The organism is Mannheimia indoligenes (genome assembly GCF_036880405.1).
Classification (GTDB): Bacteria; Pseudomonadota; Gammaproteobacteria; order Enterobacterales; family Pasteurellaceae; genus Mannheimia; species Mannheimia indoligenes.
In genome coordinates this window covers 189554-214181 of the sequence record NZ_JBAJJM010000001.1, presented here as the reverse complement: position 1 = coordinate 214181, position 24628 = coordinate 189554, and the positions used below count along the sequence as shown (strand labels likewise).

Genomic DNA, 24628 nt, shown 5'->3' with positions numbered 1-24628 from the left:
AGAAAAAGTCCAGAATTTCTGGACTTTTTTCGTTTATAGCTTCTCTAAATTTGCCATTTTTGCAATCAGCCATTTTATCCCATTACCGACGAATGCCACTTGTAAACGGGTTGCTTCGCCTGAACCTTCCACATTGATAATCGTACCTTGTCCGAATTTGGCGTGATTTACTTTCTGTCCCATTTTCCAGCTATCATCATTTAAGATGGAAGCGGTCGTTTTTGCTGGATTTTTTGCAAATGCAGAAGATTGATTAAAACTCGCCGCACGATTAATTGAACCTCTTAAACGCACTTCACGAATATGTTCTTCCGGTAACTCGGCAATAAAGCGAGAAGGTATATGACGTTCTTCCTTGCCGTATAAACGGCGGGATTCCGCATAGCTGATAGTGAGCTTTTTCTTCGCTCGAGTAATGCCAACATACGCTAAGCGACGTTCTTCTTGCAATCTGCCTTCATCAAAACTCATTCCACTTGGGAAAATCCCTTCTTCCACACCCACCATAAATACACGTGGGAATTCTAAGCCTTTCGCTGAGTGTAATGTCATTAGCTCCACATAATCTTCGTGCTGAGAGGCTTGAGCTTCACCGGCTTCAAGTGATGCGTGAGTTAAAAAGGCGGTTAAATCCGTTAAATCTTCTGCTTCGTCAGGTTTTACGAATTGTTTGGTAGCGGTAACTAACTCTTCCAAGTTTTCAATACGAACTTCGCCTTTCTCGCCTTTTTCTTGCTTATACATTTCATACAAGCCCGATTTCTTAATCACATAATCGGTTTGTTCGGCTAAAGACATCTGCTCGGTTTCTTGATCTAAGGCATTAATCAACTCAACAAAGCGGAGTAATGAAGAGGCTGCTCTGCCTGAAAGTTGTTCTTCCTGCACCGCCACTTGAATAGCTTGCCATAACGTAATTTGGCGATGACGGGTAATTTGGCGAAGCTTATCTAAGGTTCTATCACCAATGCCTCTGGTTGGAGTATTAATGACACGCTCAAATGCAGCATCGTCTTGGCGGTTGGCAATCAAACGCAGATACGCCAACGCGTCTTTGATCTCTTGGCGTTCAAAGAATCGCATTCCGCCGTAAATTCGGTACGGAATATTGGCTTGAATTAAGGCTTCCTCAATCACACGGGACTGGCTGTTGCTACGGTAAAGCACCGCACATTCGGCAAGATCGCCCTCGTCCTCTTTCCATTGTTTGATTTGAGAGGCGACAAAGCGGGCTTCGTCCAACTCATTGAAGGCACAGTAAATATCTACGGGTTCGCCATCACCACTATCTGTCCATAAATTTTTGCCTAAGCGGTTATCATTGTTGGCAATTAATTCATTGGCACAGCTTAAAATGTTGCCTGTTGAACGATAATTTTGCTCCAAACGAATAGTTTGAGCGTTGTCATAATCTTTTAAGAAACGCTGAATATTCTCCACCTGAGCTCCACGCCAACCGTAGATCGATTGATCATCATCGCCCACAATCATTACTTTGCCGACATCACCAGCCAGCAAACGAATTAAGTCGTACTGAATGTTGTTGGTATCTTGGAACTCATCAATCAAAATCTGCTGAAAACGTTGCTGGTAACGCTGTAAAATCGCAGGCTTGTGTTTGAATAACTCATAAGCTCGAATAAGCAGCTCGGCAAAATCCAATAAGCCTGCACGGTCGCACGCCTCTTGGTAGATCTGATAAATCTCAACCAGTTTTTTCTCATTTGGATCGTTATGGTGTTCGATATCTTTGGCTCGTTTTCCCTTATCTTTTTGAGCATTGATATACCAAGCAACGTGTTTCGGCGGGAAATGTTTTTCATCAATATTGTGTAATTTCAACAAGCGTTTAAGTAAACGCTGCTGATCCTCGGTATCCATAATTTGGAAATCTTTCGGTAAATCGGCATCTAAATAATGGGAGCGTAATAAACGATTAGCAATACTATGAAAAGTGCCTACCCACATACCAAACAGGCGGTTATCTCCTGATTGGGAAAGGGTATGCTCAATACGGTGCCGCATTTCTGCGGCGGCTTTATTGGTAAAAGTTACGGCGAGAATGTTTGATTCCGGTATATTTTCCACGCCAATTAACCACGCAATGCGGTGAGTTAAAACCCTTGTTTTGCCCGAACCGGCTCCCGCCAGAACCAAATAATTGCCGATTGGTGCAGCAACAGCTTCTCGCTGCTTGTCATTTAAACCGTCTAATAATAATGAGAAATCCATAATCACCTTTTAATCTGTGCTTTTATACAGCATTATAGCCTAAACTATGGGTTTAAGAAAATGTTCTCCGTTAAAATGGGATCTTGGAATTCAAAACCGGCTGCGAGGAGTTTTTCTGGAATGAGTTGTTGGTTATCTAATACTAAGCAAGCTCGTTCACCTAAGCCTAATTTCAACGCAAATTCAGGCACAGCAAAGAAAGCGGGACGATTAACGGCATTCGCTAGAATACGATTAAATTCCTCATTTCTTACGGGATTTGGTGCAACAAAATTGTAAACACCCGAACAATTTGTATTTTTTAGTAAAAAAATGACCGCTTGTACATGATCTCGGCGGCTAATCCACGCCCAATATTGCTTTCCTGAACCGAGTTTTCCGCCTAATCCGCATTTATAAATCGGTAAAATTTTCTTTAATGCCCCACCTTCCGGCGAAAAGACCGTCCCTGTACGAATTAAACAAACTCTGGTTTTATCGCTTTCAGCTTTTAATGCAGAGGCTTCCCACTGCTCGCAAAGGTAGTTAGTGAAGCAATCTTGATAACAAGCGGTCGATTCTGTATAAAAATTTGCAGATTTCGGTAAATCGCCATAAATTCCGATTGCCGAACCTGAGAGAAAAGTATGCGGAGGATTAACACTCGCATTAATTAATTCGCTGAGCTTATTGGTCATTTTAACTCGGCTTTCAATGAGTTTACGCTTTTGTTGCTCCGTCCAACGCTTATCAAAAATGGGCTCACCGGCAAGGTTAATAACCGCATCAAAGTCGTTCAAATCGGAAAACTCATCGAGTGAATAGCAATATGTAATCCGTTTATCATCACTTTTTTTGTCTTTATTTCTAACTAAAAGTGTAAAGTGATGATTTTCAGATTTTAACTTTTTAATTAACTCAGTACCAATAAAGCCCGTACCACCCGTAATAAGAATATTCATACGTTATCTCCTTATAAAGAAATGGCAAACTTGCCACGCTACTGCCTTAATTATTTACAATTTAGTTATCTACCATCTAGCTACAATGATGTTTCAAATAGCTCCGTGATATTTTTAATTAAATCTTCCACCAAAACCTGACGGACAGGGGTAATAAAAATGGTGTCATCGCCTGCAATTGTACCTAAAATGCCTTCAGCTTTTCCCATTGAATCCAGTAAGCGTGCAATAAGTTGGGCTGCTCCCGGGCTGGTTTTCACTACAATTAAGGCGTCATTGTAGTCAATATCCACAACTAAATTTTTAAGTGGACTTGATGTTGTTGGTACACTTAATTCTACAGGGAGCTGATAGACCATTTCCATTTTGGTGTTACGTGTTCTAACCGCACCAAATTTAGACAACATTCGAGAAACTTTTGATTGGTTAATGTTCTCAAACCCCATTTCTTGTAATGCGGTTACAATTTCACTTTGTGAGCTGAATTTTTCTTCTCGCAGTAGTGATTTAAACGCTTCTGATAAATTATCTATCTTATCCACATTCATTCTCTTATTCATAAAAAAGCTAAAATTATTCATCATTCTTGCTTATTTATGCAAATAAATCAATAAACCAAGAAAAAATCCAATAAAAAATTTGCTCTATGTCTCAAAAATGAGATTTGCTGTTTGAATCCCGAAAAAATTTGCCTTACACTAAAATTAATCTAAACTTCCATAACTTATTAGGAGAAATTTATGTGTAAAAAAGTCGCTCTTTTAGGTGCAGCAGGTGGCATTGGTCAATCTCTCGCATTATTATTAAAACTCAATTTACCTGCTAAATCTGAATTATCTCTTTATGATATTTCCCCTGTTACACCCGGTATTGCGGTTGATTTAAGCCATATTCCAACGGATGTTAAAGTAACAGGTTTTGCAGGTGAAGATCCGACTGATGCACTTAAAGATGCTGATGTGGTTGTGATTTCTGCAGGTGTTGCTCGTAAGCCAGGTATGACACGTGCTGATTTATTCAATGTCAACGCAACTATCGTACATAACTTAGTGGAAAAAGCAGCAAAAGTTTGCCCGAAAGCGTGTATCGCAATTATCACTAACCCGGTTAATACAATTATTCCTATCGCGGCAGAAGTACTGAAAAAAGCCGGTGTTTACGATAAAAACAAACTCTTCGGGGTAACCACATTAGATGTAATTCGTGCTAATACCTTTGTGGCTGAAGCAAAAAATGTGAATGTGAAATATGTGAGAGTACCTGTTATTGGTGGACATTCAGGCACAACTATTCTTCCATTACTTTCACAAGCAACCGTAAATGGCTTAAAACTTGAATTCACTCAAGAGCAAATTGAGCAATTAACTCACCGCATTCAAAATGCAGGCACGGAAGTGGTTGAAGCGAAAGCAGGTGGTGGCTCAGCAACCTTATCAATGGCACAAGCAGGTGCAGAATTTGCACTTGGCTTGGTAAAAGGATTAATTGGTGAAGATGTTCTTCGTTATGCTTATATTGATAACACAAACGGAGAAACCTCTCCGGCATTCTTTGCTTACCCAATTCGCTTAGGTAAAGATGGCTTAGCAGAAGTGCTACCAATTGGCAAATTAAGCGATTTTGAGAAAAAACAAGTAGAAGATTTAATTCCGATTTTAAATGAAGAAATTGAATTAGGTCAAAAATTCAATAAAGATGCTTAATTAAAATATGAGGGCTGATCAATCTGTCAGCCCTTTTTTTATCTAATTTTATTATTATCAGAAGGAAATGATTATGTTAAAACACAAGATTATTATTAGTTTAATGGCATTTTCTATTATCGCTTGTTCATCTAATAAGCCAGTGAAAGTCGTAAGTGGTGATAATAAATTAGATTATGCACAACAAAAGAATATTCATATTAGTGAATCAACATTAGCAAATAACACGACGACTACAAATCAGAATATGCAAAAGCCGAAAAATGCAACGGCACTTTGCTTTAATGGGATTTATTCAACAGATATACAAAATCCTTGTGCAAATCAAGGCGGAGTAAAAGAGAAATATAGCCATTACTATGCTGATTAAATAGAGAATCGCAATACGCCCATTTTATGGGCGTATTGTTACTCTTTCTTTTCGGCTTTTTGCTCTTTTTCAGGTTCAGGGTCAAATTTCACTACTGGCACACAGCCTCGACAAGCACCTTGATTTACACCTAATTCATCACAAAATTGGTCGTACTTTTCAAGGGCTTTTTTAAACCAGCTTTTCTTTTCGGTTTGTTCGCTCATTGTCTTTCTCCACTAGAAGAAATGACAAGCGGTTGTTTTTGGTAAAAAATTTGTAAAAAACAACCGCTTGCCTACTTAATTAATCACGGAAGTTATTGAATTGGAAAGGCTGTCCTAAATCTGCCCCTTTCACTAATTGAATAGCTGCCTGTAAATCATCACGAGATTTACCCGTTACACGCACTTGTTCGCCTTGAATTTGAGCTTGCACTTTGATTTTCGAATCTTTAATCAGCTTAGTAATTTTCTTCGCCATATCCGATTCAATCCCTTGTTTGAGCTTAATCTCTTTGGAGTAAAGTTTACCGTGATGCTCACTTTCAGTTGGAATATCAAGTGAGTTATGCTCAATGCCACGTTTTACGCAAGAGCCGATTAAAATTTCAATTAACTGTTCTAATTGGAAATCCGATTCGGTGGTAAGCTTAATAGTTTCGTTTTTCTCGTTTAACTCAATCACCGCTTCAACACCACGAAAGTCATAACGGGTGCTTAACACACGGTTTGCATTTTCAACCGCATTACGCACTTCGTGCATTGTGATTTCAGATACAATATCAAATGATGGCATTTTTTCTTCTCCATTAATTTTGAAATAAATTCTTCGCATTCAGCAGCAAGCACAATGCGGTTAAGTCGCCAAAGTTTACCACAAAATTCGCCTGTTCTTGTACTTTTGGTTTGGCGTGTAAGGCAACGCCTAAGCCGGCGGTGCTTAACATTGGCAAATCGTTTGCTCCATCACCTACCGCAACCCATTGATTTTTTGGAATATTAAATTCTGTCGCAAGCTGTTGTAGTGTATCGACTTTATGTTGAGCGTCCACAACCTTACCCAATACATTACCGGTTAATTTGCTATCAATAATTTCCAGTTGGTTCGATACGGCAAAATCTAAGCCATATTTTTCTTTTAAGTAATCAGCAAAATAGTCAAATCCACCGGAGGCAATTGCCAATTTCCATCCTTTGCTTTTCAAAAGCGACACCATTTGCTCAAAGCCGTCCATAAGCGGTAGATTTTCTCGCACTTTTTGCAAAATAGCTTCAGGTGCATTTTCAAGTGTAGCAACACGTTTGCGTAAGCTTTGCTCAAAATCCAACTCGCCACGCATTGCACTTGCGGTAATCGCAGACACAATTTCGCCCGTGCCGGCAAGTTTAGCGATTTCATCAATACACTCAATTTTAATGGCGGTTGAATCCATATCCATTAATAATAAACCGGCTTGATTTAAATTTGGAATAATATTGAGATCGCTAATATCCGCATTGACTTGTTGAGCTGTTTCACGCAATTCACAAGCGGTCAAATTTGTCGAAAAATATGCAATTTTATAGTCTAAATAGACCGCTTGTTTCAGCAAATTTGCCCCTGTTTGCTTTGAAAACTGCTCAATTTCACGCTCATTTAACGTTTTTGAATAGATAAAAATTGTATTTGCCATAGTCTTATTTTAGGTTGTTTAAATTTACTGCATTAATCTAACAGAAAACCGTGCTACAATCACGCATCATTTTAAGAGGAATGTTATGTATATTACTCGTGAAAAAATAGCTAAAACGCTTTTACTGGCTGGGATCACTGCTCTCTGCGTAGCGATTGTGGCGGTTATTTTAACGGGCGTAAATCAATTTAAATTAGGCTCTCAATTAGCAAGCATTAACCAAGTATCAAATCTGTCGCATTTATTGGTTCGCCAACAAGCAAATATTTTCTCGTTTTTATTAGTTAAAAATGCAAAAACAGATGAACTGGTTGATGCACTGGATAGTTTTGCAAAAGAAGATTTTATTATTGATGCAAATATTTATTCACCAAAAGGCGTACTGCTCGCACAAAGTCAAAATGCAAAAGACTTAAAAACACAATTAACCACTGAACAGGCAGAAAAAACCCAGCAAATTGTTGAACCTATTTTTGCTCAACAAGCATTGGTTGGTTTTTTACGCGTTACGTTTGATGCCGAATACGGACAAACTACAAAAGCCCGAGTAGAGCAACAATTCCATCAACTTTATGGCGAGATGATTATTTTGCTTTTAACAGGTGTATTGCTGGCAAGCAGCGTACATTATTACTTCCGCCGTAAAATTCATCAGCTACAAATCGCTCCAAAACCAATGATGAGTGAAGTAAAAACACAAACCCAGCGTTTTCATTCACGTCGTCGATGGATTAAGCGGAAATAGCGTGTTATCAAAGAAACGATTGTAATTTGAACGAATAAGCGTATAATATCCGCCGTTTTTCGCCAAATGGCATAGCAAAGAAAATTAAAATTTAAAGAGGAATAAATGGCTAAAGAAGATAGCATTGAGATGCAAGGTACAATTTTAGAAACCTTACCAAATACAATGTTCCGTGTGGAATTAGAAAACGGGCACGTGGTAACTGCTCACATTTCAGGCAAAATGCGTAAAAATTATATCCGCATTTTAACCGGCGACAAAGTTACCGTTGAAATGACACCATACGATTTAAGCAAAGCACGCATTATTTTCCGTGCGAGATAATTTGTATAATCAAAAAATAGAGGCGAATACTTAACAGGTTCGCCTTTATTTTCAGATTGAAGTTTAACCTTTCTCAATAATTGCTTCTGCACAAGCAAAAGCGGATGACCACGCCCATTGGAAGTTATACCCACCAAGCCAGCCTGTTACATCTAGCACTTCGCCGATAAAATAAAGACCTTCCACATTTTTAGCTTCCATTGTTTTAGAAGAAATATAATGGGTATCTATCCCACCTTTTGTTACTTCAGCGGTACGGTAGCCTTCTGTGCCGTTTGGCAAGAACTGCCAGTGATGGATAAATTGTTCTAGGTTCGTTAAATCCGCCTTGCTAAGTTGGGCTATCACTTTATCTGTTACTAGATTTTGCTCTAGCCATAGATCCACCAACTTTTTCGGGAAATAACGACCCAATACGGTTTTTAGCTGCAATTTCGGCGAAGATTGACGAAGTTCATTCAATATATTGAGAATGGATTCACTTGGAAGTAAATCAATTTCCACCGTTTCGCCCAATTCCCAATAATTCGAGATCTGTAAAATAGCAGGACCAGACAATCCTCTATGAGTAAACAACATTTGATTACTAAAACTTTTTCCATTTTGACTGGAAACGGTAACAGGAATGGCAATACCGGAAAGTTCGGTAAAGTATTTATCAGTTTCTTTCCAAGTAAAAGGCACAAGGCTGGCACGAGGAGCAATAACAGGAATGCCAAACTGTTCGGCAATTTGATAACCAAAAGGGCTTGCACCTAATGCCGGCATTGATAATCCACCTGTGGCAATCACTAAATGTTCAGTTTGGAACTGCTCACTAGCGGTCAAAATTTGGAAAAAATTTGCAAATTTTTCGACGGAAATGACCGCTTGTCGTAAAAAGATCTCAACTTTACCTTTCTCACATTCGGCTTGTAATAAATCGACAATCTGTTGCGAGCTTTCATCACAGAAAAGTTGCCCAAGCTCTTTTTCGTGATAGCTTATGCCGTAACTCGCCACAAGGGAAATAAAATCCCATTGAGTGTAACGAGAGAGAGCCGATTTTACAAAATGACGGTTTTGGCTAAGGTAATTCCCGGCTCCAATCTCTAAATTGGTAAAATTACAAAAACCACCACCCGACATTAAAATCTTACGTCCGATTTTCTTGCCACTATCTAGCACCGCAACCTTTTTGCCCGCTTGTCCTAGTTGGGCGGCACAAAATAGCCCAGACGCCCCTGCACCAATAATGATGACATCAAATTTTTGCATTAGAAATTGAGTACCTTATCTGCTTCTACTGTCCAATCTGCAAGCTCAATGAGTGTCCCTATCTCCACGCCATCTACCAAAGTTAAATGGGTAATGCCACGTGCATTTGTGCAAGTTTTACAGAGTTTCACTATTGCTCCCTGTGCAGTTAAAATTTCCAGCATCTGCTGAACGTGATACCCTTCTACAGGATTTTGTTTGGCAAGCCCAGCAGTAACCGCATCAGACATTAAAAAAATCCGAATTTCGGCTTTTTCTTTGTGTTGCTCTTGAATTTGTAATGCCAAACGCAAACCACTAAAGAAGGTTTCATTACCGTAAGGTGCTGAATTGATAATGAAAAGTAGTTTTTGAACTTGATTAGACATAGTTTTACCTCGGAATACACGAAACACATAGATAATTTAAAAGTTCCCTCTCACAGAAGAGGGAAACCTACAAAGTTAATGAGCATCTGCCCAAATAAATTTGATCATAAAGAGCAATGAAATCACTAACACAGACGGGCTGATTTCTTTCCAACGCCCGGTGAATGCTTTCATTACACAATAGCTGATAAAACCAAAGGCAATTCCTTCGGTAATTGAGTAAGTAAATGGCATCATTGCTGTAGTAATGAATGCCGGTGTAGCTTCAGTTAAGTCGTCCCATTTTACCTCAATCAGGCTTGAAGCCATCAAAATCCCGACGAATACCAACGCACCTGCGGTTGCATAAGCAGGCACTAAACCAGCTAATGGTGAGAAGAAAATAGTCAGTAAGAATAAAATCCCTACAACAACCGCAGTTAAACCGGTACGACCGCCAACAGAAACACCTGAACCACTTTCAATGTAAGTTGAGATCGCCGATGTTCCCATATAAGAACCCGCCATTGCTGCGGTACTATCTACTAATAGAGCCTGTTTCATTCTCGGGAAACGACCTTGCTCGTCGGCAAAACCCGCTTTAGTGGTTACTGCAATCAACGTACCTGATGAGTCAAACAAGTTTACTAACATAAAGGAGAAAATAATGCCAAGTAAGGCAACATCAAAAGCTCCGGCAATATCAACCTGCCCGACAACAGCACCTAAACTTGGCGGCATAGACATTATACCGTTGAATGTTACAGCAGGATCGAAAATTAAAGCTAAGCCTGTAACTACTACAATCGATACTAATACACCAGAGTGAACGCCCTTAGCCGCTAACACAACGATGATAAAGAAACCTAAAATCCCCATTAATACTTTAGGATCGTGTAAGTTACCTAATGCAACTAAGGTCGCTTCATTTGGTACAACAATACCCATATTTTTAAAGCCGATTAACGCAATAAATAAGCCGATACCTGCCCCAATGCCTACTCGTAAACCAAGTGGAATCGCAGACATAAACCAGTAGCGAACTTGCAATACGGTTAATAGGAATAAGCCCACAGAGCCTAAGAAAATTGCCCCCATACCTACTTGCCAAGAATAGCCTAATTTTTGCACTACTACAAAAGCAAAAAAGGCATTCAACCCCATTGCGGGTGCAAGTGCAATCGGTAGATTACTGAATAAGCCCATTGCAATAGTACCAAATGCAGCAATTAAACAGGTGGTTACGAATACGACTTGAGTATCCATTCCTGCTACACCTAGAATGGACGGATTAACGAAAACAATGTAAACCATTGTGAAAAAGGTAGTAATCCCCGCGATGATTTCGGTTTTAGCATTACTGCCTTTTGCTTTAAGCTGAAATAATTTTTCTAACATAAGACCTTCGTAACTTAATAAATTGTGAAAATGACAACGCCCAAGCAATCGGTTGCTCGGGCGTTGGTGATTTTTATCACGGAATGAACCGTTTGGCAAGTATTTAATATTCTAAAACTAATTTTAATAGTTCAACCGATAACAATGCCAAACTAAAACGTTGCTCATCAGCCACAGACCAGAACTGAATTTCTTGTTCTGATTTTGCTAATAACTGGCTGATTTCTAATGCATTTCGCTCTTCATTTTCACCATTTTTTACCGCAGTAATCACTGAATTTTCATTAAAATTAATCCAACTTGTTGCTTTCCATTCCGTACTTAAATTTTCAGCATCTAGCGGATACTCAGATTGTACCGAAACCATTTGCGACACACCATAAAATACCGGCACTTGAATAGTGTGGAAAGTAATACAAGCGGTCAAATTTGGTAAAACTTTTGCAAGTTGCAGTTCAAAGGCTTTAGAGAAAGGCAACTTTTTCTCCTCACCTTGCACATTAGCAGGCACAACATCAAACGCAATACGCTCTGCATTTTCATCAAACGGAATGCCATTTAATAAACGTGCGGTTTGCCCGGCTAATTCTTTAACTTTCTCATCGCCAAAATAAGCTGAAGGTAAAAGTGAAGTTACAAATACTTGATTTAAAGGCTGAGCTAATAACGGCTTTAATGCCAATGCCAGTTGCGAAACTTGTGGATTGGCTAGGGCTACAATATTTCGCTCACGCACATTTGCCACATTTTCATCATTTACACTTGGCACAATTACAGGTACATCGCTAATCAATGCGGTAATGCCATATAAATCTAAAATCACACAGCCCGCTTTCACCGCTTCAGCCAACACTTCTGCTTGAGCCATTTTGCCTGCAAATAAAACGTGAGTAAATTCAGCCCAATTCACTTCATCTAACGCATATTGTGCAACGGCTTTTGCTCCTAAGCGTAAGTTTTGCTCTTCTCCGAAAGGCTCTAATTCTACTGCCGAAATTTTCTCAATGCCTAAATCTTGGGTTTCTAATACTTCAAGTAGTTTTTCTGCAAGCGTAAAATCGCTCGCAATAGCTAAATGGATAATTGACACATTTTCTCCTTTTCATCATTTTCGTTTCAGAATTATAGTGCAATTTACCTTTCTTCGCTATTCTGAATAGTAACGGCAGGTTATACCCACAACGAGTTAATTGCAACTTTTTAGCAAAAAAACACCGCTTGTTTTCCGACTGATTTACTTTTCAAATGTTTGGATTTTTGATATAGTTCACACTTTGGAAAGTAGCTTCTCATTCTCATTAAAATGGAAAGTGAATGGAAGTCAAAAAGCCCGATATAAAGAAATGGCAAAACAAGATTCAGATTGTATCACATTAGATCTGTTTGCGACTGTACCAAAAGTTGGGCGTCCTCGCACTAATCCTCTTGATAGAGAACAACAAATTCGAATCAATAAACGTAATCAGCTAAAGCGAGATAAATCGTCGGGTTTAAAGCGGGTTGAACTTAAATTGCATTCTGATTTAGTCAAACTTTTAGAGGAACAGGCAGCCGAACAAGGTATTTCACGCGGGCAGTTGATTGAAATAATTCTAAATAATTATATCAAAAATAGGTAGTAGCAATGGCAGTTGTAGGTTTATTTTACGGTAGTGATACCGGCAATACAGAAAATATTTCTAAAATGATTCAGAAAAATTTAGGTGCTGAATTAATTGATATTCGTGATATTGCTAAAAGTACGAAAGAAGATATTGAAGCATACGATTTTCTAATGTTTGGTATTCCGACTTGGTATTATGGAGAATCTCAAGCAGATTGGGATGATTTTATGCCAACGTTAAAAGAGATTGATTTTAACGGTAAAGTGGTAGCAATTTTTGGTTGTGGAGATCAAGAAGATTACGCAGAATATTTCTGTGATGCAATGGGTACAGTGCGTGATATTATTGAGCCAAACGGTGCGGTTATTGTTGGGCATTGGTCAACTGAAGGTTATAACTTTGAGGTTTCACAAGCTTTAGTTGATGATGCAACTTTTGTCGGTCTTTGCATTGATGAAGATAGACAACCTGAATTAACCACTGAGCGTGTTAATAAATGGTGTGCACAGTTAAAAGAAGAAATGTGTTTAGACCAACTTGCATAAGGTTTTAAGTAAAGATAATTAGGTGGCAGATATGTCTGAAGCAAATATTAAACGTTTAAAAGAGGTAGGCTTAAAAGTTACCGAGCCTCGTTTAACCATTCTTGCATTAATGCAAGACATTCGTGATGAAATGCAACATTTTGCAGCGGAAGATATTTATAAGATTCTGTTAGAAAAAGGTTCAGATATTGGTTTGGCAACTGTTTACCGTGTATTAAACCAATTTGAAGAAGCGGGCATTTTAACTCGTCATAATTTCGATGCAAACAAAGCGGTATTTGAATTAAATATGAACCACGAACACGATCACATCATCTGTATGGATTGCGGTAAAGTATTTGAATTTAAAGATCCGGATATGGAACGCCGCCAACGTGAAATCAGTGAAAAGCACGGAATGGAACTAACCAACCACAGTTTATATCTCTACGGTAAATGTAGCAATTTAACCAATTGTGATGAGAAAAAATAAGAGCTCTTATTTAACTTAATTATCTATTACCGAAGCCCCTTTTTGAGGGTCTTCGGTATTGTTCTATATAGGTTTCGTTAATTAATATTATGATGGAAGAACAGACACAACCCGTAATGGATGCCCAAATCAGGCAACCTCGCAAAATATCGCCTTTTTGGCTCTTGCCAATTGTCGCTTTTATTATTGGGGCTTTACTTTTTTTCCAGATCTTAAAAGAACAGGGCGAAACAATCTCGATCCGATTTGCTAAAGGCGATGGAATTGTTGCAGGAAAAACCATTGTTCGTTATCAAGGTTTAGAAATCGGGCGAGTAAAACGTGTTTATTTTGTTGATAATTTAAGAGAAGTTGAAGTTTTAGCAGAGATCAATGCCGAGGCAAGAAGCCTATTACGCCAAGATACTAAATTTTGGCTGGTTCAACCCTCTGCTTCATTAGCAGGGGTTTCCGGGTTAGATGCGATTGTTTCGGGTAACTATATTACTCTCTTACCCGGCGAGGGCGAGTCTGCCGATGAATTCATTGCTGAAGAAGATCCCCCGGCTGTTACCGTAAGTGATGGCGATTTACTTGTCCGTCTCGTTTCTGATGATATCGGCTCAATTAATGTAGGAGCAAGCGTTTATTTCCGTAAAGTGCCTGTGGGAAACATTGCCGACTACCGTTTTACCAAAGATCAGAAGAAAATAGAAATCGACGTTATCATTCAGAAAAAGTACGCTCATTTGGTGAAAAAAGAGAGCCGTTTCTGGAATATTAGTGGTATTAGTGCCGATCTTAATTTACAAGGCATAAGAGTTAATATGGAAAGTCTTGCCTCTGTAGTGCAAGGAGCGGTTGCCTTCGATTCGCCTGATAATATGGAAGCTGCCGAACAAGGGCAAAAATTTGAACTATATCCGGATTTAAAATCGGCAAAACGCGGTATTGAAATCAAGGTTAAAGTACCTGTTTCGCCTAATTTAAAGGTAAATGAAACCTCCGTTTTTTATCAACGTACGCAAATTGGTACACTTTCTCAGCTAAAATTACCAGAAGTAACCGATAACGGTTTACCGCAACAAAATTTGGAGCAAGATAAATTAATTGATGGTATTTTATTAATCGATCCAAGTTACGAAAATTTACTGCGTTCACAAACGAAAATATTGCTGAAAGAACCCAAATTTGCATTAAATGCGGAGCAATTAACTAAAATTGGCGAGCTTCTGCGTGGCATTTATTTTGATGTTCAACCCGGAGAAGGAGAAGGAGAGCCTCAATCTGAGTTTATCGTACAAAATGAAGCCGATTACTTATTAAGTTTACCAAATTTACTGAGTTTCAGCCTAACTGCACCGCAAGCCTATGGGGTTGATGTAAATCAAGGTATTTACTATAGCGATGTGCAAATTGGCGAAATTGTTAAACGTTCATTAGATTTAGAGAATATTCGCTTTGATGCGATTATCTATCCGCCTTATCGTAATTTAATTGGCAGTAACAGTAAGTTTGTTGCCATTTCCAATCTGGATATGTCAGTCGGTTTAGATGGCTTACGTATACACGCAGGCTCGACCTCTGATTGGTTAAAGGGAGGGATTCGCTTAATTAATGGTAAGAGTGAAGGTAATCCTAAAAAGCAGTATCCGTTATATAAAGATATAGAAAGTGCGGAATCCGGCATTTCAACTTTAAGCAAAAACGCAACTATTACACTTTCTGCCGAATCATTATCAGGTATTAGTGAAGGTTCAGTTGTACTCTATCGAGATTTTCAAGTCGGCGAAGTTTTAAAAGTAACTCCTAAGCAAAATCGCTTTGATGTTGAACTCTTTATTCAGCCTAATTATCGCCATTTATTAACAGAAACAAGCCGTTTCTGGATTGAACCTGCAACCAATGTTGATGTGTCATTAAAAGGTGTAAACATCACTACATCACCTTTAATGCGAATATTAAAAGGAGCAATTAGCTTTGATAATGGTGGCTCAAAAGGCAATAAAACCCTTTACGCAACAAAAGAGAAAGCAACTTCAGGTAATACTTACATTACTCTCATTGCAAAAGACGGTAGCAAACTCAGCGAGGGTATGGATATCAAGTATATGGGCTTAACAGTGGGTCGAATTGAAAAACTGGAATTGCAAAATGCCAAAAAACAGATAAAAGCGACCGCTTACATTCAAGGCAAATATTATCCGTCTATTGCTAAAGCTGGTGCAAAATTTAGTGTGGTTTCGCCTGAAATTAGTACGGCTGGCTTTAAAAATTTAGATGCTGCATTGCAAAACTATATTACCGTTGATGCGGGTTCTGGCAAAGCTCAAAACTATTTTGAGCTATCACAAACCGATACAGTAAAAACAACCTACGCAAGCGGCTTCCCAATTATTGTGGAAACCACAAATGCCAATGGTATTCAGCCGGAAGCACCTGTACTTTATCGTGGAATGCAAGTCGGTATTGTGAGCCACTTAAGCTTAAGTGAACTCAACGACAGAGTGTTAATTCACCTTAAAATTAACAATAAATACAAACACTTAGTCAGAACTAATACCCAATTCTGGCAAGCGTCAGGCTATACAATGGATATCAGCTTACAAGGTGTGAGTATGAATTCCGGTACGATGTCGCAATTATTAAACGGCGGTATTGAATTCTCTACCCCTTACACTAAAGTGGTGAAGCCACAAGCCCAAGCCAATAGAAGATTTTTCTTACAACGCAAACTTCCTGAAGACGCCCCAGCGTGGGAACAAGGAATTGCAGAATAATATTATGGAGTGAAAAAATGCCTTTATTAGATAGTTTTAAAGTTGATCATACTAAAATGAATGCCCCTGCGGTGCGTGTTGCTAAAACAATGACAACACCAAAAGGCGATACTATTACCGTGTTTGATTTACGTTTTTGCCGCCCGAATATTGATATTCTTCCTGTGCGTGGTATTCACACAATGGAGCATCTGTTTGCTGGCTTTATGCGTGATCACTTAAATAGCGAAAACGTGGAAATTATTGATATTTCACCAATGGGTTGCCGCACAGGCTTTTATATGTCGCTAATCGGCTCACCTTCTGCACAAGAAGTTGCAGATGCTTGGACGGCTTCTATGGAAGATGCGTTAAACAAAATTCCAGATGTTTCCGCAATTCCGGAACTGAATGAATACCAATGTGGCTCTTATAAAGAGCATTCATTAGAAGAAGCTCACAAAATTGCTCGTGATGTTTTAACTGTAGGAATTGGTATTAACCGTAATGAAGATTTAGCATTAGATGACAAATTGTTAAATCCGTAATTTTTATTAAAATCTTACTGGGGCAAATTGCTATTTGCCCCTACTTTTTTATACTCGGAAATCATTAGTTTATGTTTGAAAAACTCTTTAGATGGTTTGAGGCAAGGGTGGAAACCTACCCAAATGAAATGCCGAAAACGCCAAAATCAGGTTTAATTCCTTTTATTTTTGATGCTACAAAAGGAATGCGAATTTATATTCTAATTCTGACAATCTTTGTAGCAGCAGTCGGCGTTATTGAAGCCATTCTGTTTCAATTTATGGGCGATTTAGTCGATTGGATCAACAAATACACACCTGCTGAACTCTGGGCTGAAAAAAGTTGGACAATTATAGGAATGTTTTTTATTGCGATACTCGCCGTTGTATTCGTTTATCTCGCCAGTAGCATTCGCTTCCAATCTTTACAAGGCGTTTTTCCAATGCGTTTGCGTTGGAACTTCCACCGCTTAATGCTAGGGCAAAGTCTAGGCTTTTACCAAGATGAATTTGCAGGGCGAGTATCCGCAAAAGTAATGCAAACTGCCCTCTCCGTGCGTGATGTGATTATGACTTGTGCGGATATGTTGGTTTATGTATTAGTGTATTTTACCACCTCAAGTGTGATTTTATTGCAACTGGATAGCTGGTTATTTATCCCCTTTATCTTATGGGTGATTTCACTTGCTGCCACTATTATCTATTTCGTGCCTAAACTGGCTCAAGCAGCCCAAGAACAATCTGATGCTCGAAGCCTTATGACCGGTCGAATTACAGATGCTTACTCAAACATTGCAACTGTCAAGTTATTCTCTCACGGTAATCGTGAATCTGCTTATGCGAAAGAATCAATGGAAGAATTTATGGTTACGGTACATAAACAGATGCGTTTAGTTACCGTGATAGAAACCGTAACCAACCTAACCTCTATGGCATTAATTATCTCCACCGCAGGTATCGGTTTATGGCTTTGGGGGTCAAGCGTAGTAACTGCTGGGGCTATTGCCACCTCAACTGCGTTAGCATTAAGAATCAAAGGATTATCGCAATGGATTATGTGGGAGTTTGCCCGTCTATTTGAAAATTTAGGTACCGTACAAGACGGTATGATTACCCTTTCCAAACCGCACAATGTGGTAGATAAAGAGAATGCTCAACCGTTAAATGTAACCAAAGGCGAAATTAAATTTGAGAACGTAGATTTTGCCTACGATGTCAAAAAACCATTACTGAAAGATTTTGATTTAACCATCAAACCGGGTGAAAAAGTGGGCTTAGTAGGTCGTAGTGGTGCAGGTAAATCAACGCTTACCAACTTACTATTACGTTTTTACGATATTCAAGACGGCTCAATTACGATTGATGGTCAGAATATTCGAGATATCACACAAGAAAGCCTCCGTTCACAAATTGGCTTAGTAACGCAAGATACCTCACTACTCCACCGTTCTGTGCGTGAGAACCTAATGTATGGTCGCCCAACTGCCACAGAGGAAGAGATGATCAAAGCCGTCGAGCAAGCCGCTGCAAGTGAATTTATTCCAAACTTGCAAGATGCCAAAGGCAGAACAGGTTTTGATGCACACGTTGGCGAACGTGGTGTAAAACTTTCAGGCGGACAACGCCAACGTATTGCAATTGCCCGTGTGATGTTAAAAGATGCCCCAATTCTGTTATTAGATGAAGCAACCAGTGCCTTAGATTCTGAAGTGGAAGTGGCAATTCAAGAAAACCTCACCAAACTGATGGAAGGCAAAACGGTAGTGGCGATTGCTCACCGCCTCTCTACCATTATGGCAATGGATAGATTAATTGTGCTAGATAAAGGCGAAATTGTTGAGCAAGGTACACACGAAGAATTACTTGCTCAAAATGGCGTTTACGCAAGACTTTGGGCCCATCAAAGTGGTGGATTCTTACCGGAACATACCGATATCTAAACGTAGATCTCACCTTATCTTTTAAGATCAAGCGGTCATTTTTAGTGAAAAATTTGCAAATTTTCAGCAAAAAATGACCGCTTGTTCACCAATTAAAATGTCCTTGAAATTCATACCGAACCTATCAAAATTTTGACAAAAATTTTCAAGATTTCTCCCCTTTTTTCAGGTATCATTACTACCTTTATTAACAATAATTTTGGAGCAAATTGTGTCTTCCCTTTGGTCTGATTGCCTTAATCACTTACAAACGAAAGTATCGCCAACTGATTACAGTACTTGGCTACGCCCTCTGCAAGCCGGGTCTGATAATGGGGAACTCACTCTTTATGCACAAAATCAATTCGTTGAAAATTGGGTTAAAGATAAATTTTTATCGGAAATTACGGAATTAGCTCGTTTTTTATCTAAAAATGACAATTTGGTTGTAAACCTAAAAGTAGGTATTAAGCCTGCGGAACAAGCAAAACCGCAAATTAGCTCAAAAAACGAACTTTCTGAATTTAGCAATACAGGCTTTAAAACAGGGTTAAATCCACACCAAACTTTTGATAATTTCGTACAAGGTCGTTCAAACCAACTGGCAAAATTAGTTGCTCAACAGGTGGTAGATAATCTTGGCGAGAGCCACTGTAATCCACTTTCATTCTATGCCGGCACTGGTTTAGGTAAAACCCACTTATTGCACGCTATCGGTAATGAATTGGTCAAACGCAATCCAACGGTTCGTGTGCTTTATATTCATCTTGAGCGTTTTTACCGTGATATTATTAAAGCCATTAACAGTTCAAATAATGATGCGGAAAAAATCAAGAAATTCTATCGCTCGCTTGATGTGTTGATGATTGATGATATTCAATTTCTTGCCAACAAGCCAAAAGTACAAGAAGAGTTTTTACATCTATTAAATGCCCTGTTTGAGCAGAAAAAGCAGATTATTCTAACTTCTGATGTTCTGCCGAAGAATATTGATAAAATTGATACCGCAATTAAATCACGCTTAAGTGGTGGTATTAGTGCCACTATTGAGCCGCCTGAGCTGGAAACCCGTGTAGCAATTCTCCGCCAAAAAGCCTTAGAACGTGGTGCAGATTTACAAGAAGATGCCGCTTATTTAATGGGGCAAAAACTTCGCACCAATGTGCGTGAATTAGAGGGGGCGTTAAACCGCGTAATTGCGTGGCAAAAACTCACGCTTCGCCCCATTACCGTTGATGCAGTACGTGAAACCTTACAAGACTTATTTGCCTCTTTCGATTACTTAATTACAATTGAAAATATTCAACGCATTGTGGCGGAATATTACGGCATTAAAGTGGCTGATATTAAATCAAAAAGCCGAGCGAGAAGTGTTGCTCGCCCTCGTCAAATAGCAATGGCGTTAGCAAAAGAACTCACTAACCATAGCTTGCCTGAAATTGGCAGAGAATTTGGCGGACGAGATCACACCACCGTGTTACACGCTTGTAAAACCATTAGTGAATTGCGTGATACCGAAAGCGGTATTCAAGAAGATTATATAAATTTAACGCGTAAATTATCATCTTAAGCTGTTAAGAATAAAGGAATGATTATGCAAATTACGATTACCAGAGACCAATTACTCAAGCCTTTGCAACAGGTATGTGGCGTGTTGAGCAGCCGCCCGACATTGCCTGTGATTAACAATATTTTATTAGAAATTGAAGGCGATCGTTTATCTTTAACCGGCACGGATTTAGAAGTTGAATTAACGACTCAAGCTCAGCTGCTACAAGCGGTCGATTTTGCAGGAAAATTTACTATTCCAGCCAAAAAATTCTTAGACATTAGCAAAAGTCTGCCTGATGATAGCGTTATTTCAGTAACGTTCGAAGAAGATAAAGCCATTATCAAAGCAGGTCGCAGCAAATTCAGCTTAGCAACTTTACCTGCCAGCGACTATCCAAATTTAATGGATTGGAAGCCTGAAGTGGACTTTTCTATTGAGCAGGCAACTCTTGCTCGTCTTATTGATGCAACACAATTTTCAATGGCAAACCAAGATGCACGTTATTTCTTAAATGGAATGAAGTTTGAAACAGAAGGCAATTTATTACGTACCGTTGCCACAGACGGACACCGTTTAGCCGTTTGCACAATGGTGCTAAATCAAGAGCTTTTAACCCATTCGGTTATCGTACCACGTAAAGCAGTGCTTGAGCTTTCACGTCTTGTATCTGCCAGCAATGAAGAAGTGCGTTTAGAGATTGGCTCAAGCAATATCCGTATTACAATGAACGGCATTGTCTTTACATCAAAATTAATTGACGGCAGATTCCCTGACTACCGCCGAGTTCTTCCTCGCAACGCAGATCGCATTTTAGAAGCGGATACCGAAACGTTAAAACGTGCATTAATGCGTGCGGCTATTCTTTCAAACGAGAAATTCAGAGGCGTGCGTTTAACGCTAAGCAACAATCTACTTAAAATTACCGCCAATAACCCAGAGCAAGAAGAAGCAGAAGAAATTATTGATGTTGCCTACGACAGTCCGGAAATGGAAGTGGGCTTCAATGTCAGCTATGTGCTAGATGTACTCAATACGCTAAAATGCCAACGAGTACGCTTCAGTCTTGTGGATTCAAGCTCAAGTTGCTTAATTGAAGATTGCGATAACACTTCCGCAGAATATGTGATTATGCCGATGCGTTTGTAATACGAAAAAGCCCTGTTAAAACAGGGCATTAGCGAAAAATAAAGCCTGATTTACATCAGGCTTTTTAGTTATAAATTATTCAAACGCACATCAATCAAAGTTTGTTCTTGAGGAGCTGCATTTGCTTTGGCTTGTTCGTAAGCAGATTTTGCTGCCGGAATATCGCCTTTTGCTGCAAGAATATCACCTGTTAGGATTTGCTTACGTAGTTCCCACGCTTTATCTTGAATTTGAGCAAGACTCGCAAGAGCTTCATCGTAAGATTTTAATTGGTAATCCACCTGTGCTAAACGGAAACGCACCACTGTTTGTAACGTGGAATCCGAGTGTGTTAAAGCCGATTGTAATGTAGCTCTTGCTACAGAAAAATCACCTTTTTCGACCGCTTGTTTTGCTGATTCTAACTGTGCAAATATCGCATAGCTTGAATCTTTATTATCTGCAATAAATTTCTCAACAAGCGGTTGATTTTTGCTTGGATTTTGCAAATAGCTTTCCATCACGCTTTGGTATGAAGCAGAGGTTCTTTGTGCCGTTTCAAGTTGATGATTTTTCCAGAAGTTCCAGCCTGCAGTTGCAGCACAAGCTAAAATAATCGCGACTAAAATCGGTGTGCCATTCTCTTTGAACCAGTTTTTGGCATCTTCAAACTGCTGTTCTTCGGTTTTATTTAAATATTCGTTGCTCATTTTCTCTCCTAAAATCGTTTATTAAGCTCAGCAATCAGCTCTGATTGAGCAATAGTGATTTGCTCCGCACCTGAACGTAAGTCTTTAATCACAACTTGCTTTTCCGCCACTTCACTTTCGCCGATAACCAATGCGATCTTGGCTTCCACTTTATCAGCTCGTTTGAATTGTTTTTGGAATTTACCGCCTGAGCAGTGCGTCATTACACGCAGTTGCGGTAACTCGCTACGAATTTGCTCGGCAAGTTGGAACGCATTAACGGTTGCCCCTTCGCCAGAGAATACCAAATAAACATCCACCGCTTTCGGTAAATCAATCTCTTTATTTACCTCTTGAACTAATAATACTAAACGCTCTAAGCCCATCGCAAAGCCTACGCCTTGAGTTGCGTGTCCGCCAAGTTGTTCAACTAAGCCATCATAACGACCACCGCCACAGACTGTGCCTTGCGAGCCTAATGCTGAAGTTACCCATTCAAATACAGTTTTATTGTAATAATCTAAACCACGTACCAATTTTGGGTTGATTTCATAAGTAATACCCATTGCATCAAGTAATGAACAGAGTTGTGAAAAATGCTCACGGCTGTCATCATCTAAATAATCAAGTAGTTTCGGTGCATCGTTTAACACTTGTTGTAAGGCTTCGTTTTTAGTGTCTAAAATACGCAGCGGATTTTTTACCAAACGCTCTTTCTCTTCTTCACTCATTAAAGTGGTGTGATTTTGTAAAAAATTTACCAATGCAGAACGGTAATTTGCACGAGCTTCTAACGAACCTATTGAGTTTAGTTGTAAAGAAACGTGCTGATCAATGCCTAATTCTTTCCACAAGCGAGCAGTTAAAATAATTAATTCTGCGTCAATTTCCGGATTAGGGATCCCAAATACTTCCACACCTGCTTGGTGGAATTGGCGGTAACGCCCTTTTTGTGGACGTTCGTGGCGAAACATTGGTCCCATATACCATAAACGCTGTTCATTATTGTAGATCCAACCACGTTCAATCGCAGCACGCACGCAACCTGCGGTACCTTCAGGACGGAGCGTTAATTGCTCATCATTATCCCAAAAGGTGTACATTTCTTTTGAAACCACATCGGTAACTTCGCCAATCGCACGAGCAAATAAAGGTGTACTTTCCACAATCGGCATACGTACTTCTGAATAGCCATAACTTGCCAGTACATCACGTACTTTTTCTTCAACCCATTGCCATAATGGAGATTCTGTTGGAGAGCAATCGTTCATTCCACGAATTGCTTGAATTGTTTTTGCCACTATCTTATTCCTATTTATTTACAATATCTATACGGTTATTTTGCTGTGCTACTCTAGCACGGATTTTAGCTTCTAATTGGTCGATTAATTTTGCATTATCAAAACGCTCTTTTTGACGAACACCATCTAAATAGAAGCCGCTCATTTTATTACTGCCGGTTACACCCAAATCGGAAATTAATGCCTCACCCGGTCCGTTTACCACACAACCAATAATGGAAACATCCATCGGGGTAATAATATCTTCTAAACGCTGTTCTAGCTCATTTACCGTTGCAATCACATCAATTTCTTGGCGTGAGCAAGTCGGACAAGCAATAAAATTAATACCGCGTGAGCGAATACGCAGCGATTTCAAAATATCAAAACCCACTTTAATTTCTTCAACAGGATCTGCCGCTAATGAAATACGCAAAGTATCGCCAATGCCCTCGGCTAATAATAAACCCAAACCTACCGCAGATTTAACCGAGCCAGCTCTTGCTCCGCCCGCTTCTGTGATCCCTAAATGAAGAGGTTGCTCAATTTGTTTTGCAAGAAGTCGATAAGATTCGACCGCTAGGAACACATCTGAGGCTTTCACACTTACTTTGAATTGATCGAAGTTGAGACGATCGAGATGATCAACGTGGCGTAATGCCGATTCTAATAACGCTTGCGGCGTGGGTTCACCATATTTTTCTTGTAGATCTCGTTCAAGTGAGCCTGCATTTACGCCGATACGAATTGGAATATTTTTATCTCTCGCACAATCCACTACCGCCCGAATACGCTCTTCATTACCGATGTTACCCGGATTAATACGTAAACAATCTACACCATATTCCGCTACTTTTAACGCAATACGGTAGTCAAAATGAATATCTGCCACTAATGGCACATTGACTTGCTGTTTGATTACTTTAAAGGCTTCTGCCGCATCCATTGTTGGCACAGAAACACGTACAATATCCGCCCCCACACGCTCTAAAGACTTAATTTGAGCGACAGTTGCTTCCACATCGGTAGTGCGGGTATTTGTCATCGATTGTACCGAAATTGGAGCATCGCCCCCGACAGGCACATTACCAACATAGATTTTTTTCGATACCCGACGTTTAATTGGAGATTGATGTATCATATTTTTAAATAGTCATTAAAAGTTATAAAGCAGAAAACGCTCGTAAAATAAAAGTGCTAAGCAAT

At 39.3% G+C, this 24628-nt stretch carries 25 protein-coding genes; 12 read left to right on the top strand and 13 right to left on the bottom strand.

Translation table 11 applies throughout. The annotated features are described in order from the left end of the window. Positions 1-33: 33 nt before the first annotated feature. The 3 genes from uvrD to argR form a co-directional block, all read right to left on the bottom strand. On the bottom strand, positions 34-2232 hold the full coding sequence (gene uvrD / locus V6W77_RS01130; RefSeq protein ID WP_334253527.1) for a DNA helicase II: 2199 nt from the start codon (positions 2230-2232) through the stop codon (positions 34-36). A 44-nt stretch (positions 2233-2276) separates the two neighbouring features. After that, positions 2277-3173 (bottom strand): TIGR01777 family oxidoreductase, encoded by an 897-nt coding sequence (locus tag V6W77_RS01125; RefSeq protein WP_334253526.1) that lies wholly within the window; start codon positions 3171-3173, stop codon positions 2277-2279. Between the two features lie 80 nt (positions 3174-3253). Further along, complete coding sequence (gene argR / locus V6W77_RS01120; protein WP_334253605.1) at positions 3254-3715, bottom strand: transcriptional regulator ArgR; 462 nt, start codon at positions 3713-3715, stop codon at positions 3254-3256. A 198-nt stretch (positions 3716-3913) separates the two neighbouring features. Between argR and mdh the strand changes: the two genes are divergently transcribed. Both mdh and V6W77_RS01110 read left to right on the top strand, forming a co-directional pair. Further along, entirely contained in the window at positions 3914-4876 is a 963-nt protein-coding gene (gene mdh / locus V6W77_RS01115; protein WP_334253525.1) for a malate dehydrogenase, read from the top strand. A 73-nt stretch (positions 4877-4949) separates the two neighbouring features. Then, positions 4950-5246 (top strand): hypothetical protein, encoded by a 297-nt coding sequence (locus tag V6W77_RS01110; protein ID WP_025236550.1) that lies wholly within the window; start codon positions 4950-4952, stop codon positions 5244-5246. Positions 5247-5284: 38 nt separating this feature from the next. On the opposite strand, the gene V6W77_RS01105 is transcribed toward V6W77_RS01110, so the two are convergent. The 3 genes from V6W77_RS01105 to serB form a co-directional block, all read right to left on the bottom strand. Beyond that, complete coding sequence (locus tag V6W77_RS01105; protein WP_162621155.1) at positions 5285-5452, bottom strand: DUF5363 domain-containing protein; 168 nt, start codon at positions 5450-5452, stop codon at positions 5285-5287. Between the two features lie 79 nt (positions 5453-5531). After that, positions 5532-6023, bottom strand: coding sequence for a YajQ family cyclic di-GMP-binding protein (locus tag V6W77_RS01100; RefSeq protein ID WP_025236551.1), 492 nt, complete (start codon positions 6021-6023; stop codon positions 5532-5534). 13 nt (positions 6024-6036) lie between these two features. Then, positions 6037-6900 carry a phosphoserine phosphatase SerB gene (gene serB / locus V6W77_RS01095; protein ID WP_334253524.1) on the bottom strand — a complete coding sequence of 288 codons (864 nt, stop codon included), beginning with the start codon at positions 6898-6900 and terminating at the stop codon, positions 6037-6039. A gap of 85 nt (positions 6901-6985) precedes the next feature. On the opposite strand from serB, the gene V6W77_RS01090 reads away from it, so the two are divergent. Further along, positions 6986-7645: a YtjB family periplasmic protein gene (locus V6W77_RS01090; RefSeq protein WP_283386305.1), complete on the top strand. Its 660-nt coding sequence runs from the start codon at positions 6986-6988 to the stop codon at positions 7643-7645. Positions 7646-7750: 105 nt separating this feature from the next. Next, positions 7751-7969, top strand: coding sequence for a translation initiation factor IF-1 (gene infA / locus V6W77_RS01085; RefSeq protein ID WP_025217878.1), 219 nt, complete (start codon positions 7751-7753; stop codon positions 7967-7969). 63 nt (positions 7970-8032) lie between these two features. Here infA and V6W77_RS01080 read toward each other — a convergent pair whose 3' ends face one another. The 4 genes from V6W77_RS01080 to V6W77_RS01065 form a co-directional block, all read right to left on the bottom strand. Continuing rightward, positions 8033-9226 (bottom strand): BaiN/RdsA family NAD(P)/FAD-dependent oxidoreductase, encoded by a 1194-nt coding sequence (locus tag V6W77_RS01080; RefSeq protein WP_334253523.1) that lies wholly within the window; start codon positions 9224-9226, stop codon positions 8033-8035. After that, positions 9226-9594: a DsrE/DsrF/TusD sulfur relay family protein gene (locus V6W77_RS01075; protein WP_334228835.1), complete on the bottom strand. Its 369-nt coding sequence runs from the start codon at positions 9592-9594 to the stop codon at positions 9226-9228. Before V6W77_RS01075 ends, V6W77_RS01080 begins: the two co-directional genes overlap by 1 nt. A gap of 75 nt (positions 9595-9669) precedes the next feature. Next, positions 9670-10971, bottom strand: a complete 1302-nt coding sequence (locus V6W77_RS01070) for an NCS2 family permease (RefSeq protein ID WP_025236556.1) — start codon at positions 10969-10971, stop codon at positions 9670-9672. 103 nt (positions 10972-11074) lie between these two features. Beyond that, positions 11075-12061, bottom strand: coding sequence for an oxidoreductase (locus V6W77_RS01065; protein ID WP_334253522.1), 987 nt, complete (start codon positions 12059-12061; stop codon positions 11075-11077). Between the two features lie 253 nt (positions 12062-12314). On the opposite strand from V6W77_RS01065, the gene ybfE reads away from it, so the two are divergent. The 8 genes from ybfE (at position 12315) to dnaN (ending at position 21474) form a co-directional block, all read left to right on the top strand. Beyond that, entirely contained in the window at positions 12315-12590 is a 276-nt protein-coding gene (ybfE, locus tag V6W77_RS01060) for a LexA regulated protein (protein WP_025236558.1), read from the top strand. A gap of 5 nt (positions 12591-12595) precedes the next feature. Then, on the top strand, positions 12596-13120 hold the full coding sequence (fldA, locus tag V6W77_RS01055) for a flavodoxin FldA (RefSeq protein WP_025236559.1): 525 nt from the start codon (positions 12596-12598) through the stop codon (positions 13118-13120). Between the two features lie 31 nt (positions 13121-13151). Next, complete coding sequence (gene fur, locus V6W77_RS01050; RefSeq protein WP_006250413.1) at positions 13152-13592, top strand: ferric iron uptake transcriptional regulator; 441 nt, start codon at positions 13152-13154, stop codon at positions 13590-13592. An 89-nt stretch (positions 13593-13681) separates the two neighbouring features. Further along, entirely contained in the window at positions 13682-16351 is a 2670-nt protein-coding gene (locus tag V6W77_RS01045; RefSeq protein WP_334253521.1) for a PqiB family protein, read from the top strand. A gap of 17 nt (positions 16352-16368) precedes the next feature. Next, a complete protein-coding gene (gene luxS, locus V6W77_RS01040; protein WP_025236561.1) occupies positions 16369-16878 on the top strand; it encodes an S-ribosylhomocysteine lyase in 510 nt (169 codons plus the stop codon). 71 nt (positions 16879-16949) lie between these two features. Further along, entirely contained in the window at positions 16950-18797 is a 1848-nt protein-coding gene (locus V6W77_RS01035) for an ABC transporter ATP-binding protein (protein WP_334253520.1), read from the top strand. Positions 18798-18996: 199 nt separating this feature from the next. Then, a complete protein-coding gene (dnaA, locus tag V6W77_RS01030) occupies positions 18997-20346 on the top strand; it encodes a chromosomal replication initiator protein DnaA (protein ID WP_334235817.1) in 1350 nt (449 codons plus the stop codon). A gap of 24 nt (positions 20347-20370) precedes the next feature. Continuing rightward, the gene (gene dnaN / locus V6W77_RS01025) at positions 20371-21474 is read left to right on the top strand and encodes a DNA polymerase III subunit beta (RefSeq protein ID WP_025236564.1); all 1104 of its coding nucleotides are present in this window, start codon (positions 20371-20373) and stop codon (positions 21472-21474) included. A gap of 68 nt (positions 21475-21542) precedes the next feature. On the opposite strand, the gene V6W77_RS01020 is transcribed toward dnaN, so the two are convergent. The 3 genes from V6W77_RS01020 to ispG are packed head-to-tail and all read right to left on the bottom strand — an operon-like array spanning position 21543 to position 24563. Further along, positions 21543-22163, bottom strand: coding sequence for a YfgM family protein (locus V6W77_RS01020; protein ID WP_334253519.1), 621 nt, complete (start codon positions 22161-22163; stop codon positions 21543-21545). Between the two features lie 8 nt (positions 22164-22171). After that, positions 22172-23443 (bottom strand): histidine--tRNA ligase, encoded by a 1272-nt coding sequence (gene hisS, locus V6W77_RS01015; protein WP_334253518.1) that lies wholly within the window; start codon positions 23441-23443, stop codon positions 22172-22174. Positions 23444-23453: 10 nt separating this feature from the next. Next, positions 23454-24563: a flavodoxin-dependent (E)-4-hydroxy-3-methylbut-2-enyl-diphosphate synthase gene (ispG, locus tag V6W77_RS01010; protein WP_025236567.1), complete on the bottom strand. Its 1110-nt coding sequence runs from the start codon at positions 24561-24563 to the stop codon at positions 23454-23456. Positions 24564-24628 lie beyond the last annotated feature (65 nt).